The following is an 18,991-nucleotide window of genomic DNA, read 5'->3' on the forward strand; positions in this document are numbered from 1 at the left end:
TGAAGGATTTCGAGCGATGTCGACCGACGATTCGGGGCGCGCAGCAGATAAGTCCACAGGCTGCTAAGCTAGCCCTCGTCGGCGCCCGCCATCCCGAACGCCCGCATCTTTCGCTTCAGCGTATTCCTATCGATCTCGAGCGCCCGCGCGGCGCGGCTCAGGTTGCCACCCTCCGCCGCGAGCGCGGCCACGAGCGCCGCACGCTCCGCAGCCTCGACCACGTCCCGGAGCGGCCGCACCCCGCTTTCGCTCCCGCTCCCGCCGTCGCTTCCGCTTCCGCTCCCGCTTCCGCTCCCGCTTCCGCTCCCGCTTCCGCTCCCGCTTCCGCTTCCGCTTCCGCTCCCGCTTCCGCTCCCGCTCCCGCTTCCGCTTCCGCTCCCGCTTCCGCTTCCGCCTCGGATCTCCGGGGCCAGATCCGACACGTTCACCACGTCATCGCAGAACACGGCCCAGCGCATCACCTCGGCCCTGAGCTCGCGCACGTTCCCCGGCCACACGTGGCTCGCGAGCGCCCGCATCGCCTCGCGCGTCACCCGCAGCCGCCGCCCGCCCTTTTTCCCCCGGATCTCCGCGAGGAACGACTCCACGAGCAGCTCCACGTCCCCTGGCCGCGCGCGCAGCGGCGGCACCAAGAGCGTCGCCCCGCGTAGCCGATAATAAAGATCCTCCCGGAACGCGCCCGCCTTCACCATCGCCCCGAGCTCCCGGTGCGTCGCGGCCACGATCCGCACGTCGACGTCGACCTTCCCCTCGCCGCCCACGCGCCGCAAGGTCCCCTCCTGCAGCACGCGCAAGAGCGCCGCTTGCACCCGCGGCTGCATCTCGCCGATCTCGTCGAGGAAGAGCGTCCCGCCGTGCGCCTGCTCGAACACGCCGCGGCGCCGCTTCCCCGCGCCCGTGAACGCGCCCGCCTCGTGGCCGAAGAGCTCGCTCGACAGCACGCCCTCCGCGAACACCGAGCAGTTCTCCGCCACGAACGGGCCGTCCTTCCGCGGCGAGAGCGCGTGGATCTCCCGCGCGCAGAGCTCCTTGCCCGTGCCCGTCTCCCCGAGCACCAGCACGGGCGCGTCGCTCGCCCCCACCCGCTCGATCTTCGCCCGCAGCTCCACCATCGGCGCGCTCTCGCCGAGCAACGACGAGGCGCCCTTTTGCGCCGCGGCCCGGAGCCGGGCGAGCTCGTCGCGCAGCGCGCGGATCTCCGGGAAGCCCTCGATGTCGAGGCGCACCTCGCGCACGGCCTTCGGGTGCGGCACGGGCACGAACGCGGGCGGGATCACCTGGAGCATCCGCGCGGGCAAGAGGCCCGCTTGCACCAGGATCACCCAGAGCGTCTGCGCTTGGGGCGTGCCCGCCGAGAGCAGGACGTCGAGCGCCACGTGCGAGGCCAGAAGCTCCGCCTTCGCCCGCCCCACGAGCGGACCGAGCGCGCGGAAGAGCATCCCGTAATCGGAAGGGTCGGTGACGGGCACGATCACGAGCTCGACCTTGCCGATCCGCGCCTCGATCGAGCGGCAGAGCGAGCGCGCGGGCGCCTCGCCCTCGGGGATCGTCAGCACCCACGCGACCTCGTAGCGGCTCTCGTCCTGATCGAGCAGCCGCAGCACCGGCCCCCGATCACTCGACGGCCGCGGCGCGTGGTGGGACGGCGCCCTCCCCGTCACCCCCGCATCCGACCACGTCAGGAGCGCCCGCTTCACCTGGTGCATCGTACACCATCCATGGTGCGCCATGCACCGTCCTTCTGATGCGCCGTGCACCACCTCGCCGCAGCCACCCCCGAAATTCCCGCGAAATCTGGCTGGCACGCTTTCCGCATTAGGGGTCTGCGAAGTCAATCAACGCGCAGTTCGAGATACCAGCCATGGGCACTTCTTCTCTCCCCCAACCGACCCTTCCCCCGCACGCCCGCATCTTCGCCCGCCCCGATGTCTGGATGGAGGGCGACGCCATCACGCAGTTCACGCGCGTCGCCGAGCTCCCCGGCTGCGTGCGCGCCGCGGGCATGCCCGACCTTCATTCCGGACGCGGGCCCATCGGCGCCGCGTTCGCCTTCGAGGAGCGCGTGCTGCCGTACCTCGTCGGCGGTGACGCCGGGTGCGGCGTGCTCCTCTTCGCCACGACCGCCTCGCCGCGCGCCGTGGACAAACTCGAGCGCCGCGTCCGTACCGCGATGGACGAGGACCTGCTCGAAGACTGCGACCCCCTCGAGGTCTTCGACGCCTGCTGGCACAAGGGCGCGAAGGGCCTCACCGAGGTCGCGCACGTGCCGGACGACATCGCCGCGATGGCCGAGCGCGAGTGCGCGCTCGACCTCGTCCCGAGCGGGGATCCCGCGGCCTACCGCGATCCTTCGCACGGCCGCGCGCTCGGCAGCATCGGCAGCGGCAACCATTTCGCCGAGATCACGCGCGTCACCGAGGTGCGCGACGAGGCCACGGCGGACGCGATGGGCCTCGAAAAAGGCGGCCTCGTCGCGCTCGTGCACACGGGCTCGCGGGGGCTCGGCGCGCAGATCGGGCGCCGCTACGGCGACGCCACGCTCACGGGCGAGGCGATCGACGTCTACCTCGCGGATCTCGCGGGCGCCGTGCGGTTCGCGCAGGCGAACCGCTTCCTCGTCGCTTGCCGGCTGCTCCGCGCGCTCGCGGCCTTGCGCCGGGACAAGGTGCGCGGCGTCCTCGACATCGTGCACAACACGATCCGGCGCGAGGACATCGCGGGTTGCCCCGTGTGGATCCACCGCAAGGGCGCCGCGCCCGCGAGCCGCGGCGAGGCCACGGTCGTGCTCGGCAGCCGCGGCGCGCCTTCCTGGGTGCTCCTCGGCCACGGGCACGAGGGCGCGCTCGCGTCGGTCGCGCACGGCGCGGGCCGGCGCATGACCCGCACCGAGGCGCGGGCCAAGCTCGCCACGCGGTACAAGCGCGCCGAGCTCGGCCGCACGGCGCACGGGGGCCGCATCGTGTGCGACGACGCGGACCTGCTCTACGAGGAGCACCCCGACGCCTACAAGCCGATCGAGCCGGTCGTCGCGAGCCTGGTCGACGAGGGCCTCGCCGCGCCGATCGCCTCGCTCGTGCCGCTCGTCACGGTGAAGCAATGAAAAGGCTCGTCGTGCAGGTGACGGCCGGCTACGGGCCCGTGGAGGTGCGCAGGTTCGTCGCGCTCCTCGCGGCGCGGCTCGCGGACGCGTGCGCGGCGCGTGGCCTCGTCGTCGAGGAGACGGTGACCCACGGCGACGAGTTGTCTCCCCTCTCGGTGGAGCTCGTCGCCGCGGGGGATCGTGCGCTCCTCGAAGGCGAGGTCGGCACGCACGCGCTCGTCGCGCGGAGCAAAGGCCGCGGAAAAGCCGCCCGCAAGCGCTGGTACGCGTCCGTCGTGCTGCACGAGGACGAGGACCTCGGCGCGGACGACGGCGCCGCGATCGACCCGCGCGACGTGGAGGTGACGACGATGCGAGCGAGCGGCCCCGGCGGGCAAAACGTGAACAAGACGGAGACGGCGGTCCGCGCGAAGCACGTGCCGACGGGGATCGTCGTGCGCGTCGCGGACGAGCGATCGCAGCGGGCGAACCTGCGGCGGGCGCTCGCGCGGATCGCGGCGCTGCTCCGGGCGCGGTCGGCGCGCGCGGCGGCCGCGAAGGAGGCCGCGCGCTGGTCCTCGCACGCGCGGCTCGAACGAGGCGCGCCGGTGCGCTCGTACGCGCTCTCGCAAGAGGGCGCGCTCGTGGAGACGTGATTCCTCAGGGGTGAACGATGCGAAAAGACATGTTCGAGCTCATCATCGAGCGGCCGCGGTACGACTGGGGCCGCGGGCGCGGCGCGGGCAAGGGGCGCTACGCGACGCGCATGAAGGCCGATCCCGAGGCCGCGCCGCTCAAGGAGGGCATGAAGTATCGCGGCCGCACGCGGGATCTGAACGAGAACCTCGCCCCGCTCCGGCGCTTCCTCGCGCGCCGCGTGGGCCGCCCGTGGGACGCCGTGTGGTCGGAGATCCGCGCGTCCCTCTCGCCGAACAGCGCCGTGCAGAAGCACGTCTTTGATCACGTCCTCCAGTTCGTCGAGCGGAACCCCGTCCTCATCGACGGCATTCCCTACGCGCCCGACGGCCGCGGCCCGCGGCGGGAGGAGTTCTTCCCGCTCCGCAGCCATGGCCTCTGGCAATCCTTCTATGTTTGTCCGCGGACGGGCCTGCTCCGCTCGGCCGCCGAGGCGCACCGCCGTAAAAAGCGCGCTCCTCGGGCATGACGTCGTTGTCAGGGAGGCGACGCGTGCACGCCGCGCGCTGTCCTCCCCGTCCCCGGGCGTTGGTCACAGGCCGGCGGTGGCACCTTTTTTGCCGACCGCGGGCCCGCGCGACGCGCTTTCAGGAGGACTTTGCATGCTTCGACTTCCCTACCTTGCCTTCGCCTCGACGCTCGCCCTCACCGGCTGCACGGGCCTCTCGCTCGGCGAGAACAACCCGGGCCAGGACACCTGGCTCGGCAACGGCGCCATCGCGGTCGACGACCGCACCGAGACGTCCTTCGTCCTCGCCAGCGACACCACGAACGCGGCTGAGCCCGGAAAAATCCCCGCGAGCACGCTCTTCGCGATCGACCCCGACACGGGCCTCGTGCGCGAGGCTGCCAACCTCACCGGCCGCGACGATCCGCGCCTGCTCTTCCCGGCCTCGGGCCTGCTCGTGATGAGCGAGGCGAGCGACAAGGATCGGCTCGATCTCTACGATCACGAGACGCTCGTGCTGAAGAAGAGCGTGGACCTCGACGTCCGGTACAACGGCACCCGCATGAGCCCGAGCCGCAAGTTCATCGGCGTCGCGGACAACACCTCGGAGAAGACCCCGATCCACATCCTCGAAGCCGACACCCTCGACCGGCACGTGATCCCGCACGACGGCGAGGGGCTCGAAGCGATGTTCCTGAACAAGAGCGACACGCTCGTGGCGATCGTCTTCTACGATCAAAACACGCCCGCCCCGCGCGCGCGCCTCCTCGCGTGGTCGATGCAGGAGGTCGTGAGCCGCGAATTCGAGGTCGAGGCGGGCGGCTCCTTCTGGGCGGCGCCCCTGTTCGACATCGAGGTACCGAACATCACCGCGGACATCGGAGCCTCGTTCACGTGGGTCGGCATGAGCCCGGACGACAAGTACATCGTCTTTCCTGTCCGCAAGGCCGAGGTCCAACCGAACGACGCGATCGTCTACACGAACGAGCTGCTCGTGCTCGAACCGGCGACGAAGGCGCTGCGCGAGGTCCCCGGCGCGCGTGGCCCCGTGGGCTTCACGCCCGACGGCTCGACGATCGTGTCCTACGGCGATCAGGACATGAACGGGAACCAGGAGCTCTGGCTCGTCGATGCCGCGACGCTCGACGTCGATCCGGAGCCCGTGACGATCGAGGGCGGCCTCTCGTACTTCGTGAGCCGCGACGGCAATTTCGTCGTCGTCGCCTCTTCGGACGGCGATCAGCGGCTCGTGCTCTACGACGTGGACCAGGACAAATCCACGCAGATGGAGGGCCCCTCCGTGGGCCTCACCGAGTTCGTGAGCCGCGTCGGCCACAAGGAGATGTGGGCCGTCGACGATCAGTCGCTCTTCCGGCTGGATCTCGCGGCCGGCGAGATCACCGAGGTGAAGACGACGTTCACGCCCGAGCACGTGAACATCCTGCCCACGCGCGACCGGCTCGTGCTCGACGACGCGGACTCGAACGACATCGTCTTCTTCGACCTGAAGGAGAAGAGCGTCAAAACGATCGTCGCGCTCCCGGTCGGCCAGCCCTCGCGCTGAGCCTGCCCGCAGGCTAGCGTGGGCCCATGCGAAAGGTCGTGATCCATGGGCCCGGCAGCTACGATCGGTTGAAGCTCGAAGAGCACCCGGATCCCAGCCCGGGTCCCGGCGAGATCCTCGTCGACGTCGAGGCCGCGGGCGTGAACTACGCCGATTGCATCGTGCGCATGGGCCTCTACGAGTCGGCGAAGAAATACGTCGGCTGGCCCATCACGCCCGGCTTCGAGGTCGCCGGCAAGGTCGCCGCGCTCGGCGAAGGCGTCGCAGGGCCCGCGCCGGGGACGCCCGTCTTCGCGGTCACCCGGTTCGACGGTTATTCGAGCCGCGCCGCCATCCCCGCACACCAGGTGTTTGCCCTGCCGAAGGGTTTTTCCGTCGCCGAGGCCGCGGGCTTCCCCTCGGTGTTCCTGACCGCGTATTACGCGCTCTTCGAGCTCGCGAACGTGCGCCGCGGCATGAACCTGCTCGTCCACTCGGCGGCGGGCGGCGTGGGCAGCGCGCTCGTCGAGCTCGGCAAGATCGCGGGCTGCCGCGTGGTCGGCGTCGTCGGCGCGAGCCACAAGGTCGCCGTCGCGCGCAAGCTCGGGGCCGACGCGGTCATCGACAAGAGCGTCGAGCCGCTCTGGGCCGTGGCCGAGCGCCTCGCGCCCGAGGGCTACGACGCCGTGTTCGACGCGAACGGCGTGGAGACGCTCGGCGAGAGCTACCGCCACCTCGCCTCGGCCGGAAAGCTCGTCGTCTACGGCTTCCACACGATGATGCCGCGCAAGGGAGGCCGGCCGAACTGGCTCAAGCTCGCCCGCGACTGGCTGCGCACGCCCCGCTACAACCCCCTCGACCTGACGAACGACAACAAGAGCGTGCTCGCGTTCAACCTCTCCTACCTCTTCCACAGGAAGGACTTGCTCGAGGAGTACATGACGAAGCTCGTCGGCTGGATCGACGAGGGCCGCATCACGGCGCCGCCCGTGACGACGTTCCCCGTGGAGCGCGTGGCCGACGCGCACCGCGCGATCGAAGGCGGCGGCACCGTCGGCAAGCTCGTGCTCACCTTCTGAGCGCTTCTTCGAGCAGCCGGGCGCTCTCGGCCTTGCCCGCCTCGCGCGCCCAGTCGAGCGCCGTCTTGCCCGTCCCGTCGTCGGCGCGTGGATCGGCGCCGAGCGCGAGCAATACGCGCACGGTCTTCGTGTCGCCGTTGTAGGCCGCGAGGTGCAGCGGCATCCAGCCGTAGCTCGTCGTCGCGTCGATCGGCACGCCGGCCGCGACGAGCAGCTCCACGACCTCGGCCTGGCCCGCGCTTGCCGCCGCGAGCAGCGCCGCGCTCCCGTGTTTTCTCGGGTCCACGCCGCGCGCGAGCAGCCACGGGATCACGTCCACGCGCCCCGCGGTCGCGGCCCCTTCGAGCGCCTCCGTCTTGTCCGGATCGAGCCCGCGATCCACGAAAAACGCCGCGAGGTCGAGCTTCCCGCGCCGCGTCGCCTCCTCGAAGGCCCGCGGCTCGATCGGCGCGCCCGCCTCGACGAGCTGCCGCGCGATCCCCGCGTGTCCACCCGCGGCCGCCGCCGTCACCGCGTTCTCCTTCGCCCTCGCGTCCCGCGCGTCGAGGCTCGCGCCGCCGTCGATGAGCGCCTCCACGACGCTGATCTCTCCACGCGCGGCCGCCTCCACGAGCGGCGTGCGGCCCGTGAGCTCGTCGGCGGCATCGGGATCGGCGCCGCGCTCGATCAAAAGCTCGGCGACGCAGTCGTGCCCGTTCATGATCGCGAGCATCAACGCCGAGGCCGTCCCTTCGAGCACCTCGCGATCGACGCTCGTCGTGTACCTCCGCGTCGCGTCCACGTTCGCCCCACGCGCGAGCGCGTCCTTCACGCGCGCCTCGTCGCCGCGTCGGGCCGCATCGAGCAGCTCCTCGTCGAGCGTCATGTCCGGGATCTTGTTCGATCGAAGCGAGGGTGGGAAGCCGTTCCGCCGAGCGGGCTCAGCTTCCGAGCGCTTTTTCGAGGGCCCCGACGAGCTTCTCGTCCTCGGGCTCGACGGCCGACGGGAAGCGCCCGAGGACCACGCCATCCTTGCCGACGAGGAATTTCTCGAAGTTCCACTTCACCTCGCCCGCCGGCGCGGCCTGCGTGAGGAACGTGTAGAGCGGATGCTTGTCGCTCCCCTTCACGGTGATCTTCGAGAACATGGGGAACTTCACGCCGAACTTGCTCGTGCAGAACGTGGCGATCTCGGCGTCGGTGCCGGGCTCCTGCGCGCCGAAGTCGTTCGAGGGGAAGCCGAGCACGGAAAAGCCCTTCGCCTCGAAGCGCTCGTGCAGCTTCTCGAGGCCCGCGTATTGCGGCGTGTAGCCGCACTCCGAGGCCGTGTTGACCACGAGCACGACCTTGCCCCGGAAGTCGCCGAGCGAGCGCTCCTCCCCGAAGATCGTCTTCATCTTGAAATCGTGCAGGCTCCCCTTCGGGCCCTCCTGGGCCGCGGCTCCCCCGGCCGGATCCGTCCCGGCTTTTGGTGACGTCGGAGGTTGCGAGCCACCGTCGCAACCGACGAGCGCCGCGGCCCCCACGAGCACCGCAAAGACGACCGATCCAACCCGAAGGCTCTTCATGGCGCCTGCTTAGGGGGCGCGTGGTGGGTACACAAGGGGCATGGGGGGTCGCGCAGCCCAATCGTCGAAGCGCATAGACGAAGGGCCGCGGGTCGAAGATGATGCCGGTATGCCCTCCCTCCAATCCGGATCACTCACGATCCATTGGTCGACGCGCGGGGACGAACACGGCGAGCCCCTCGTGTTCGTGCACGGCAACTGGACCACGAGCCTCTTCTGGCGCCCCGTCTTCGACCGTTTGCCCGCGCGCTACCGCGCCGTCGCACCCGACCTCCGCGGCCGGGGGCAGACCCGCGCCGAGCCACATGATTACAGCGTCTCCCGCCTCGCCCAGGACCTCGCCGTCTTGATGGACGCGCTGGGCTTACCCGCGGTGCACCTCGTGGGGCATTCGCTCGGCACGGCCGTGGTCCTCGAGCTCGCGCTCGCCGATCGTGCCCGCGCCCGCTCCCTCACGCTCGTCGCGCCCGCCTGGCCCGACGGCATGCCGCGCGCCTACCACGTCCCGGACCGCCAGCGCCTCGCCCAGGAGAACCTCGCCCTCTTCGCCGCCGCGTTCCGCGGCATCGCGCCCACGGCGCCGAACGACGCGTTTTTCCAGGAGCTCGTCGCCGCGAGCCACCAGCAAGCCCCCGAGGCGACGATGGCCACGCTCGACGCGCTCCGCGATTGGGCGCCCGGCGAGCGGCTCCGCGCGCTCGCGGGCGTGCCAGCGCTCGTCGTCAGCGGCGCGCGCGACATGCTCTCCACGCGCGAGGTGGGCGCGCGGACCGCGGATCTGCTCGGCGCGCGCCACGAGGTCGTCCCCGACGTGGGCCACTCGCCGAACCTCGAAGCGCCCGAGACCCTCGTCGCGCTCCTCGATTCCTTCGTGAAGGCACCTGCCGGAGGCTGAGCTCATGCTCGATCGTGTCGTCCCGCCGCTCGATCCCGCCGTACCACTCGCGAACGAGGCGCGGTCCTTGGCCGACCTCTTCTTGCGCCGCGCCGCCGCCACGCCGACGGCCGTCGCCTGGAAGGCGAAAAAAAACGGGGAATGGAGGTCCACGACCTGGGCCGAGTTCAAGGCGCGCGCCATGGCCCTCGCGACCTTCCTCGCGAAGCGTGGCCTCGCGCCCGGCGACAAGATCGGCATCGTCGGCAGCACCCGCCCCGAGTGGTGCATCTGTGATGTCGGCGGGCAGCTCGCCGCGGTGGTCACGGTCGGCGCCTACCCCACGCTCGCCCCGGGGCAACTCGCGTACGTCCTCGATCACGCGGACGTGCGGGTCGTGTTCGTCGAGGGCAAGGACGAGGTCGAGAAGATCCTCGCCGTCAAGCACGAGGTCCCGAAGCTCGAGCTCGTCGTCGTGTGGGACACGCGGGGCCTCGAAGAGACCTTGCGCCAGCATGCGTGGCTGATGGGCTGGGACGAGGCCCTCGAAGCGCCGGGCGACGCGTCCCTCGTCGCGGCCCGCGTCGAAGCCATCGACCCCGACGACACGGCGCTCTTCATTTACACGAGCGGCACGACCGGCCCGCCCAAGGGCGCGATGATCTCGCACCGCAACATCCTCGTGACGCTCGGGGGCGTCCATTTCAACGCGTTCTCGCGCTCGGACATCTCGCTCTCGTTCTTGCCGATGGCGCACGCGGCCGAGCGGATCCTCGCGTTTTGGGGCCGCATCGATTTCGGCATCGCCACCGCGTACGCGACGAGCGTGCCCGCGGTGCTGGAGGAGCTCAAGGAGGTGCGCCCGACGCTCTTCGGCAGCGTCCCGCGCATCTTCGAAAAGGCCTACGCCCGCATCCAGACCGAGGTCGACAAAGCCCCGCCGGCGCGAAAGCGGGTCTTTCGGTGGGCTGAATCGGCGGCCCTCGCGGTCGTGGAGGCCTGGCAACGCGGGGACGAGCCGTCGCTCCCGGCGCGGCTCGCGCATCGCGTGGCCGACAAGCTCGTGTTTTCCCGGGTCCGCGAGGTGTTCGGCGGCCGGGTGAAACGTTTCATCACGGGGGCGGCGCCGATCCCGCGGCCGATCCTCGCGTTTTTCTGGGCGGCGGGCCTTCCCATTTACGAGATGTACGGCATGACCGAGGCCACGGTCGTCACGCACGGCAATCGCCCCGATCAGGTCCGCCTCGGCTCCGTTGGCCGCGCGCTCCCGTTCGTCGAGGACAAGATCGCGGAGGACGGCGAGATCCTCGTGCGTGGCCCGAACGTGTTCAAGGGGTATTACAAGAACCCCGAGGCGACGCGGGAGATGATCGACGAGGAGGGCTGGCTGCACACGGGCGACATCGGCAGGAAGGACGCGGATGGTTTCGTGTTCATCGTCGATCGCAAAAAACACCTCATCATCACGTCGGGCGGGAAAAACATCAGCCCGGCGAACGTGGAGAACGAGATCAAGGCGAGCGACACGTTCATCAGCCAGGTGCACGCGCACGGCGACCGGCGGCCCTATTGCACGGCGATCGTGACGATTCACCCGCTCGAAGCCGTGGAATGGGCGAAGGCGCGTGGCCACCTCGGGGACGCGCAAGCCGACGCGTTACGCCGCGCCCTTCTGGCGAGCCCGCTCTCCCGTCCGCCGGGGCTCGCGCCGGTGATGGAGAAGGCCACGACCGATCCGGAGGTGCAAAAGCGGATCGCGTCGGCGGTCCGCCGCGCGAATACGAAGCTCGCGCGCGTGGAGGGCATCAAGCGGATTCACCTGCTCGAACGGGATTTTTCCCTCGAGGAGGACGAGGTGACGCCCACGCTCAAGGTGAAACGCAAGACCATCGAGAAAAAATTCGCCCAGGTCTTCGACCGGCTTTACGAGGATCCGGGGTTCGGGATTTTGATCGAAGAGGAATGAGCGAGGGACGCTCGCCGCGCCCCCGGGGTCATCCGTCGACGGGTGCGGCGAGCCAAACTTCGAGGTCCGGCGTGGACAGGTCGAGGACCGCATCCACGAGCCGGAGTCTGTTCTCCCGCTTGCCGATCCGCAGGGCCAGGCGCGCGCATTCCTCTGCGGACAACGTCCGCCCGAGGCGCCGCTCGATCAGGCTGGCGGCGACCTCGATATGTCCGAGCTTCCGTCCTTCCTCTCGACCCTCGCGATAGATCCAGTTTTTCATGACGAGCACCCTCGGCAAACAGGAGCGTATCACACGGCGCAGCGTGGTGTCACGCCTGTTGAGCCGGGCCAGGACGGCCATCGCGACCCCCATCTCCTCGAAGCTCTCCGCCGAACTGCCCTCGCGGAGTCTATCGAGGATTCGCCGCATCTTGGCCGGATCCGCGTCCCGGGCGAGCGGCGTGAAGAGCGTCCACAGCGGGCTCGCGGATTCGGCCGCCCTGCGTTCGAGCTCCGCCACCGTCCGCTGATAGACCGGCTCGATCCGAAAACGCACCCCGGAAAAACCCGTTTCCTCGGACGAGGTGCGATACTCCCCCTCCTCGGGCCAGGGGCTGAGCATTGGTCTCATCGCAAGCCGCCGCGCCGGGGCGCTGCCCCGGGCCCCGCGGGGGCTGTTCGCCCCTCGACCCGAACCAGGGCCAGCCCTGGACCATTTGGGGAAGAACTGCGCGATGCGCAGTTCTTCCCACAGGCCGTTCGTTGCCGGCTGAACCGTCAGCGCTGCCGTCTTGGCTGGCGGGGTCGCTCGTGGTCTTGACTCGGCCCGTTCGATGAACGGCGCGATGCGCAGTTCATCGAACCTCGGTCCAGCGCTGGCGCTGGTCCGGGTCCCGGGGCGGATAGCCCCGGGTGGGGCCTGGGGCAACGCCCCAGCGAGGCGGCCCCGAGATGAGACCAATGCTCAGGGCCAGGGGTCGTCCCGACCGGACAGGAGCACGACGACGCTCTCGATGCACGGAAGCCTTCGCACCCCCTTCGCGCGCGCCTCGTCCCGCAGCGCCATGGCCGTCATCACGTGGTATTCGAAGACCCGCCATGGCAGGTCGCGCGGCATCACGAGCGACCATTCCACGTGGAGCAGCCGCTCCTCGCTCCCCGCCTTGACGAGCAGCGCCCGATCGAGCCGCCGCTGGCGCGAGGTGAGCTGCGTCTCGGACCACGTCGCCGACGTGATCGGCGCGCGTGTCTTTGAAAATGCCCTCGCCAGGGCCAGCGGGAGCTTTTGCGACACGTGGCGCAGGGTCAGGTCGACGTCGTCGTCGCCGTCCTCCTCGTCGTCCTCCTCGTCGTCCTCCTCGTCGTCCTCCTCGCTCCCCGCCATGCCCGGGCCCTGAGCGAGCGCCGTGCCCGACGAGAATCGCGGGGAAACACCGCGCGACGTGATCGAAAAAGCATGGCGCCGCCATGGCGCCCGACCGGCGGCGCCACCTCCCCCGTCATGCTGCGCCGCAACATGAAATTCCTTGACGCCCCTCCCCGCGCCGCCCTACGCTGACCGGCGACTGGCTGCTCGATCCCCTATCGATCAGCTCAGCCCCATTTTACGCCCTGCTGCGGGCGCGCGCCCCCGGCAGGGGCTCGATCTGCCTGCGCGTACCGTTGTGCGCCGCAGCATGACGGAGGACGGAAGTGATGCGAGGATTGTCCGGCAAGAAGGTGCTCATCACGGGGGCGGCGAGCGGCATCGGTCGCGCCACGGCGACGCGGTTTTACGAGGAGGGCGCGGAGCTGCTTCTGAACGACGTCGTGCCCGCCGAGCGCGCCGACCTCGCCTCCGCCTTCCCCGAGCGCATGACCTACATCCCGGCCGACGTCGCGCGCCCCGAGGGCCTCGCCGCCCTGGAGCAGGCCGTGCGCGACAAGAAGGGCATCGACGTCCTCGTCAACAACGCCGGCATCACCCGCGACAAGAGCCTCGCCAAGCTCTCGGCCGAGGACTGGGATCAGGTCATCGCCGTCAACCTCACCGCCGTCTTCAAGCTCTGCCAGATGGCCGCCGCCTTCATGAAAGAGCAGAAGAGCGGCGTCATCCTGAACGCCGCCTCCGTCGTCGCCCATTACGGCAATTTCGGCCAGGCGAACTACGTCGCCACGAAGGCCGGCGTGATCGGCTTGACCAAGACCCTCGCCCGCGAGCTCGGTCGGGCCGGCATCCGCGTGAACGCCGTCGCCCCGGGCTTCATCCTCACCGACATGGTCCGCAAGGTCCCCAAGGAGAACCTCGACGCGATCGCGGGCCAGACGCCCTTGAAGCGCCTCGGCGACCCCGCCGAGATCGCCTCGGTCTACGCGTTCCTCGCGAGTGATGACGCCTCGTACATCACCGGCGCGGTCATCGACGTGAACGGCGGCCTCGTCCTCGGGACCTGATCCCTACCGCGCGAAGAGCACGAGCACGTCGTTCAGCATGTCCACGAGCGAGGGCGGCATCCCGCCTCCGCCGAGCGCATCGGCGAACGTGCAGAGGAGCTGACCCAGGCGCCCGCCCCCGGCGTTCGCCGTCAGGACGAGCACGACCCGGCTCAGATCGATCTGCAAGCCGAGGGCCGAGAGCGAGAGCGGCCCGAGCTCGAGCTCGAGGAGCGTGCAGGTCGCGTGCGTGATCGACGCGCCCATCGCGACCCCGATGCTCACCGTCCCCATCACGTTCCCCGCGAGGTCGGTGAGCCGCGCCGTCACCTTCCCGTTCGCGACGAGCTGCCCGCTCTGCGCGGCAAAATGCTCGACCGTCACCGTGCCGGCGAGCTGCCCTGTCACATGGCCGAACACATCCACGACCGAGCCCGTGACCGGCGCGCTCATCCCGTACGCCCCCGCGGCCTTCGCGCCCTGCGCGTCTGCCCCCGCGAGCACGAGCGCGCCTGCGAGACCTGCCACCACCCCGAGGGACGTCCGCCGATCCATGACCGATCCTTTCCGCATGGCGTGCCGGTGCACACACCGAGGGCGCCGGGCGAGGCACCGGCAACCGGCGTACCGACCCTGCGGCGTCATCCGCGCCGTAGCGGGCGTCCCTAGGAGCCGAGGACGTCCACGAGCGCCGCGCCCACGGCCGAGGCGAACACGACGAGCGTCGCCGGCTCGTCCCAGCGCCGCGCATCACGCGGATCGAGCGCGTGGTGCGTCTCCACCAGCACCGAGGGCATCTTCGGCCGCCGCAGCACGAAGATCCGCCGCTCGGGCGTGTGCCTGTCGACGAAGACCCCGGGCTGCTCCGGATCCACCGCGTACAGGTCGCCGTACTCCACGCCCGCGTACGCCGAAAACCCCGCCTCCCGCATCCGCCGCGCCACGGCCCGCGCGAGCGCATGGCGCGCGTCGGTGAGCTTCGGCTCCCCCTCGTCCGACCAGAGCACCGAATACCCCGGCGCCGCGAGGTTCACCACGCATTCGCGTCCGGGCGCGGGGTTCCAGCGCTCGCCCGTTTGGCCCCGAACGTCCGAGTGCAGGCTCAAGAACACCTCGGCCCCCCACGCCTCGGCGTCCTCCACGCGGGCCTGGTACGCCACGGGCCCCGGCCCCTCCCGGGCGAGGCGCACCTCGAACGCCCCCGTCGCCCGCAGCTCCGCGGCGAGCGCACGGCCCGCGGCCATCGTAAAATCCTGCTCCTCCCGGCAGAAACACGACGAGTTCCCGGGGTTTCCCGCCGCGCCGTGCCCCGGATCCACGAAGACCCGCCGCACCCCGAAGCCCACGGGAAACCGCGGCGTCAGCGCGGCGAGCGGCCCGAACGGATCGGGCAGCCGCGTGGCGCGCCCGCCGCGGCTCCGGGCGACGGCCGTCGTGGCGGCCGCGGCGCCCGCGCCGGCGAGGCCGAAAAGCAGGGATCGACGCGAGATCACGCCCCTCGTTCGTAGCCGAGCCAGCCCCTCCGCGCCAAGGTGACCGCCCCTCCCGGCGCGCTCTTTCCCTTGCTTTTCGCGGATCCCTCGGGCTATCGCTCGGGAGAGCCCCACGAACGAGCCTCGTCATGCCCTTCGCGCCTCCGCCCCCCCTGCCCGGCTTCCTCGCCGCCGACATGCCCCTGCGCCGCCGCGCCTACCGGCTCGAACACACGGACGACGCCGGCAAGCTCGTGCATTTCGTCGACCACGGCCCGGAGCGGGCGCGCCCGGCGCTCTTCGTCCACGGCAACCCGACCTGGTCGTTCCTCTGGCGCAAGGTCATCGCCGGCCTGCCCGAGCTGCGCTGTATCGCGCCCGACTTGCTCGGGTTCGGGCTCTCCGACAGACTCGCCCGCCTCGAAGACCACTCCGTCGAGCGCCACGCCGCCGCCGTGGCCGAGCTCGTCACGGCGCTCGACCTCTCGGACCTCGTCCTCGTCGGGCAGGACTGGGGCGGGCCGATCGGCGTCCTCGCGTCCTCGCTCGTGCCCGACCGGATCGCCGCCGTCGTCCTCGCGAACACCTCCATCCTCGCCCCGGCGCGCCCGCGGGGCACCTTGTTCCACCGCTTCGCCCGCGTCCCCGTCGTGAGCGACGTCGTCTTCCGGGGCCTCGGCTTCCCGCAGAACCTGCTCGCCATCGCCCAGGGCGATCGCCACTCGATCCGCGGCACCACCGCCCGCGCCTACACCTACCCGCTGCGCAGCCTCGCCGACCGGATCGGCCCCCTCGCCCTCGCGCGGATGGTCCCGGACAGCCCCGAGCACCCGAGCCTCCCGGCGCTCCAGCGCGTCGAGGCCTGGATCCGCGACTTCTCCGGGCCCGTCGCCCTCGTCTGGGGCGAGCGGGATCCGATCCTCGGCAAGGCCCTCGCGCGGCACCAGCGCGTCTTGCCGCGCGCGAGCGTCACGACCACCCAGGCGGGCCACTTCCTCCAGGAAGAGGTCCCCGACGAGATCGCCGCCGCTGTCGAGGACGTCATCGAGCGGATCAAGCGGCGCTAGCAGGAAAGCGCCTCGTGGAGTAGGTTCCCGCGTCCGCGGAGCGGCCACGAGCGTCGCTTTGCCCTGGAGAGCCCACCGTGACGACGACAAGGCGCCCGGAAGAGCGCGAAGAGAGCGCGGCCCAGAACTTCATCCGGGCCATCATCAGCGAGGACCTCGAGAAGGGGCGCCACACCAAGGTGGTGACCCGCTTCCCGCCCGAGCCGAACGGCTACCTCCACATCGGCCACGCGAAGGCCATCTGCACGAACTTCGGCCTCGCCCGCGAGTTCGGCGGCGTCTGCCACCTCCGCATGGACGACACGAACCCCACGACGGAGGACGTCGAGTACGTCGAGAACATCCAGCGCGACGTGCGCTGGCTCGGCTTCGACTGGGGCGACAAGCTCTTCTACGCGTCCGACTACTTCGAGCGCCTCTACGCGTTCGCGGTCGAGCTCATCAAGAAGGGCAAGGCGTACGTCGACAGCCTGAACGAGGCCGAGATCCGCGAGTACCGCGGCACGGTGAACGAGCCGGGCAAGCCGAGCCCCTACCGCGACCGCTCGATCGAGGAGAACCTCGACCTCTTCGAGCGCATGCGCAAGGGCGAGTTCGCCGAGGGCGCGCACGTGGTGCGGATGAAGGGCGACCTCGCCTCGCCCAACATGAAGATGCGCGACTGGCCGATGTACCGCATCAAGCGGGCGCACCACTACCGCACGGGCGACACCTGGTGCATCTACCCGCTCTACGACTTCGCGCACAGCCTCTCGGACGCGATCGAGGGCATCACGCACTCGATCTGCACGCTCGAGTTCGACAACAACCGCGCGCTCTACGACTGGTTCGTGGAGAACGTCGACGTGCCCGCGCGGCCGCGGCAATACGAGTTCGCGCGGCTCAACCTCACATACACCGTGATGAGCAAGCGCAAGCTGCTCGAGCTCGTGAAGGGCAACCTCGTGCGCGGCTGGGACGATCCGCGCATGCCGACGCTCGCGGGCATGCGCCGCCGCGGCATCACGCCCGACTCGCTACGCGCCTTCTGCGAGGAGATCGGCGTCGCCAAGACGAACAGCACCGTCGAGGTCGAGAAGTTCGAGTCCTGCATCCGCGCCGACCTCGATCGCCGCGCCGGCCGCGTGATGGCCGTGCTCCGGCCGATCAAGCTCGTCCTCGAGAACTACCCCGAAGGCAAGGTCGAGGAGTTCGAGGCGCCACTCTTCCCGGACGAGCCCGGCAAAGGCGGCAGCCGGAAGATCCCGTTCTCGCGGGAGGTCTACATCGAGCGCGACGACTTCACCCTCGATCCGCCGGACAAGTGGTTCCGCCTGGCGCCGGGACGCGAGGTGCGTCTGCGGTACGCGTACATCGTGACGTGCAAGGACGTCGTGCGGGATCCCGCGACGGGCGAGGTGACGGAGATCCGCTGCACGTACGACCCGGAGACGCGCGAGGGCGCAGCACAAGCCGGCAAGAAGGTGAAGGGCACGCTGCACTGGGTGAGCGCGGCGCACGCGCTGCGGGCCGAGGTGCGCCTCTACGACCGGCTCTTCCGCGACGAAAGGCCGGACCTCGTGGAGGAAGGCCAGGACTGGAAAGCAGGGCTGAACCCCGATTCGCTCGTGACGATCCAGGGCGCCGCCGTCGAGCCGAGCCTCGCCGCAGCCGAGGGCGGGCAGCATTTCCAGTTCGAGCGCCAAGGCTTCTTCTTCGTCGACCCGATCGACGCAAAGCCCGGCGCGCCCGTCTTCAACCGCACGGTCTCCCTCAAGGACTCCTGGGCGAAGATCGCAGAGCGGAAGCAGGAAGCATCGCCAGCAGGGAAAAAGGCCGACGAGGCAAAGCCCGCCGTGAAGACGAGCCCAGAGGAGCGGCTCGGAAAACTCACGCCAGAAGCGCGAGCGATCGCCGAGGCGCTCGAGTCCCGAGGCCTCGGCCGCGAAGACGCGATCGTGCTCGCCGAGGACGCCGATCTCCGCGCCTTCTACGACCAAGCCGTCGCAGCCCACCCAGGCCCAAAGACGGTGGCAAGCCTCGTCGTGAACGAGCTCGCCCGGAAGCTCGACGGCAAAAAGCCAAGCGCACTCCCCTTCAACGGAGCAGCCCTCGGCGAGCTCGCATCCCTCATCGACGACCGGACGATCACGCCCACCATCGCGAAGGAGGTCCTCGCCGAGATGCTCACGAGCGGCGAAGCCCCACGCGCGATCGTCGAGCGCAAGGGCATGCGCCAGGTCTCAGACGCCTCGGCACTCGAGCCCATCGTGGACAAGGTCCTCGCCGAGAGCCCGAACGAGGTGAAGCGCTACAAGGAAGGCAACACCAAGCTCCTCGGCTTCTTCGTCGGCAAGGTGATGAAGGCATCCAGCGGCAAGGCCAACGCCGAGCGCGTGAACGAACTCCTGCTGAAGAAGCTCGGCTGAGCTGGCGGGTGACGTCGCGCCGGGGCGCTGCCCCGGACCCCGCGGGGGGCTGTCCGCCCCCTCGACCCCGGACCAGGCACGGCCTGGACCGGGGGTGGAAGAACTGCGCTCCGCGCAGTTCTTCCAACGGGCCCGTGGCAAGACCGCGGAGGTGGGTTTCAAGCTGGCAACGGCCACGTTGCCGGTCGAGCCGTCAGCGCTGTGGCCTTGGTGGGCGGGGTCGTCGCCGGTCTTGCCACCGGCTGTTCGATGAACTGCGCATCGCGCAGTTCATCGAGCCCGGTCCAGGCCGTGCCCTGAGCATTGGTTCCATCTCCGATCGGTACATTCCCCCCCTCTGACGACATTTAGCGAGGGAGATGTTGGATGCAGAGGTGGCCTCGTCGGCGGAAGCGTGGGCACAGGAGGAGTTCGGGCA

Annotated in this window: 17 protein-coding genes; 10 read left to right on the forward strand and 7 right to left on the reverse strand. The window is 70.2% G+C overall.

Annotated elements, in window-relative coordinates; translation table 11 throughout:
- Window positions 1-68: 68 nt before the first annotated feature.
- Window positions 69-1,706 (reverse strand): sigma 54-interacting transcriptional regulator, encoded by a 1,638-nt coding sequence (locus E8A74_RS46145; RefSeq protein WP_232380045.1) that lies wholly within the window; start codon window positions 1,704-1,706, stop codon window positions 69-71.
- 155 nt (window positions 1,707-1,861) lie between these two features.
- Between E8A74_RS46145 and E8A74_RS46150 the strand changes: the two genes are divergently transcribed.
- The 5 genes from E8A74_RS46150 (at window position 1,862) to E8A74_RS46170 (ending at window position 6,845) form a co-directional block, all read left to right on the forward strand.
- The gene (locus tag E8A74_RS46150; RefSeq protein WP_136935553.1) at window positions 1,862-3,100 is read left to right on the forward strand and encodes an RtcB family protein; all 1,239 of its coding nucleotides are present in this window, start codon (window positions 1,862-1,864) and stop codon (window positions 3,098-3,100) included.
- Window positions 3,097-3,735, forward strand: coding sequence for a peptide chain release factor-like protein (locus tag E8A74_RS46155; RefSeq protein WP_136935554.1), 639 nt, complete (start codon window positions 3,097-3,099; stop codon window positions 3,733-3,735). Before E8A74_RS46150 ends, E8A74_RS46155 begins: the two co-directional genes overlap by 4 nt.
- A 17-nt stretch (window positions 3,736-3,752) precedes the next feature.
- Window positions 3,753-4,244, forward strand: coding sequence for a hypothetical protein (locus tag E8A74_RS46160; protein WP_136935555.1), 492 nt, complete (start codon window positions 3,753-3,755; stop codon window positions 4,242-4,244).
- Between the two features lie 133 nt (window positions 4,245-4,377).
- Window positions 4,378-5,787: a TolB family protein gene (locus E8A74_RS46165; protein WP_136935556.1), complete on the forward strand. Its 1,410-nt coding sequence runs from the start codon at window positions 4,378-4,380 to the stop codon at window positions 5,785-5,787.
- A 26-nt stretch (window positions 5,788-5,813) separates the two neighbouring features.
- Window positions 5,814-6,845 (forward strand): synaptic vesicle VAT-1 family membrane protein, encoded by a 1,032-nt coding sequence (locus tag E8A74_RS46170; protein WP_136935557.1) that lies wholly within the window; start codon window positions 5,814-5,816, stop codon window positions 6,843-6,845.
- Here E8A74_RS46170 and E8A74_RS46175 read toward each other — a convergent pair.
- Both E8A74_RS46175 and E8A74_RS46180 read right to left on the reverse strand, forming a co-directional pair.
- Window positions 6,835-7,710: an ankyrin repeat domain-containing protein gene (locus E8A74_RS46175; RefSeq protein ID WP_170229887.1), complete on the reverse strand. Its 876-nt coding sequence runs from the start codon at window positions 7,708-7,710 to the stop codon at window positions 6,835-6,837. The genes E8A74_RS46170 and E8A74_RS46175 overlap by 11 nt on opposite strands.
- 55 nt (window positions 7,711-7,765) lie before the next feature.
- Window positions 7,766-8,392 (reverse strand): glutathione peroxidase, encoded by a 627-nt coding sequence (locus tag E8A74_RS46180; protein ID WP_136935559.1) that lies wholly within the window; start codon window positions 8,390-8,392, stop codon window positions 7,766-7,768.
- A 109-nt stretch (window positions 8,393-8,501) separates the two neighbouring features.
- On the opposite strand from E8A74_RS46180, the gene E8A74_RS46185 reads away from it, so the two are divergent.
- Both E8A74_RS46185 and E8A74_RS46190 read left to right on the forward strand, forming a co-directional pair.
- Window positions 8,502-9,287, forward strand: a complete 786-nt coding sequence (locus E8A74_RS46185; protein ID WP_136935560.1) for an alpha/beta fold hydrolase — start codon at window positions 8,502-8,504, stop codon at window positions 9,285-9,287.
- 4 nt (window positions 9,288-9,291) lie between these two features.
- Window positions 9,292-11,232: an AMP-dependent synthetase/ligase gene (locus E8A74_RS46190; protein WP_136935561.1), complete on the forward strand. Its 1,941-nt coding sequence runs from the start codon at window positions 9,292-9,294 to the stop codon at window positions 11,230-11,232.
- A 28-nt stretch (window positions 11,233-11,260) separates the two neighbouring features.
- Here the strand turns inward: E8A74_RS46190 and E8A74_RS46195 are convergent, their stop codons facing one another.
- Both E8A74_RS46195 and E8A74_RS54385 read right to left on the reverse strand, forming a co-directional pair.
- Window positions 11,261-11,836 carry a hypothetical protein gene (locus tag E8A74_RS46195; protein ID WP_136935562.1) on the reverse strand — a complete coding sequence of 192 codons (576 nt, stop codon included), beginning with the start codon at window positions 11,834-11,836 and terminating at the stop codon, window positions 11,261-11,263.
- A gap of 342 nt (window positions 11,837-12,178) precedes the next feature.
- Window positions 12,179-12,598: a hypothetical protein gene (locus tag E8A74_RS54385; protein WP_211365616.1), complete on the reverse strand. Its 420-nt coding sequence runs from the start codon at window positions 12,596-12,598 to the stop codon at window positions 12,179-12,181.
- 311 nt (window positions 12,599-12,909) lie between these two features.
- Between E8A74_RS54385 and fabG the strand changes: the two genes are divergently transcribed.
- Window positions 12,910-13,647, forward strand: coding sequence for a 3-oxoacyl-ACP reductase FabG (fabG, locus tag E8A74_RS46205; protein ID WP_136935563.1), 738 nt, complete (start codon window positions 12,910-12,912; stop codon window positions 13,645-13,647).
- A 3-nt stretch (window positions 13,648-13,650) separates the two neighbouring features.
- Here the strand turns inward: fabG and E8A74_RS46210 are convergent, their stop codons facing one another.
- Both E8A74_RS46210 and E8A74_RS46215 read right to left on the reverse strand, forming a co-directional pair.
- Complete coding sequence (locus E8A74_RS46210) at window positions 13,651-14,181, reverse strand: hypothetical protein (protein WP_136935564.1); 531 nt, start codon at window positions 14,179-14,181, stop codon at window positions 13,651-13,653.
- A 110-nt stretch (window positions 14,182-14,291) separates the two neighbouring features.
- Window positions 14,292-15,119 (reverse strand): N-acetylmuramoyl-L-alanine amidase family protein, encoded by an 828-nt coding sequence (locus tag E8A74_RS46215; RefSeq protein WP_136935565.1) that lies wholly within the window; start codon window positions 15,117-15,119, stop codon window positions 14,292-14,294.
- A 128-nt stretch (window positions 15,120-15,247) separates the two neighbouring features.
- On the opposite strand from E8A74_RS46215, the gene E8A74_RS46220 reads away from it, so the two are divergent.
- Both E8A74_RS46220 and E8A74_RS46225 read left to right on the forward strand, forming a co-directional pair.
- The gene (locus E8A74_RS46220) at window positions 15,248-16,165 is read left to right on the forward strand and encodes an alpha/beta fold hydrolase (protein ID WP_136935566.1); all 918 of its coding nucleotides are present in this window, start codon (window positions 15,248-15,250) and stop codon (window positions 16,163-16,165) included.
- 77 nt (window positions 16,166-16,242) lie between these two features.
- Window positions 16,243-18,573, forward strand: a complete 2,331-nt coding sequence (locus E8A74_RS46225) for a glutamine--tRNA ligase/YqeY domain fusion protein (RefSeq protein ID WP_136935567.1) — start codon at window positions 16,243-16,245, stop codon at window positions 18,571-18,573.
- Window positions 18,574-18,991 lie beyond the last annotated feature (418 nt).

The organism is Polyangium fumosum (assembly GCF_005144585.1).
Classification (GTDB): Bacteria; Myxococcota_A; Polyangia; order Polyangiales; family Polyangiaceae; genus Polyangium; species Polyangium fumosum.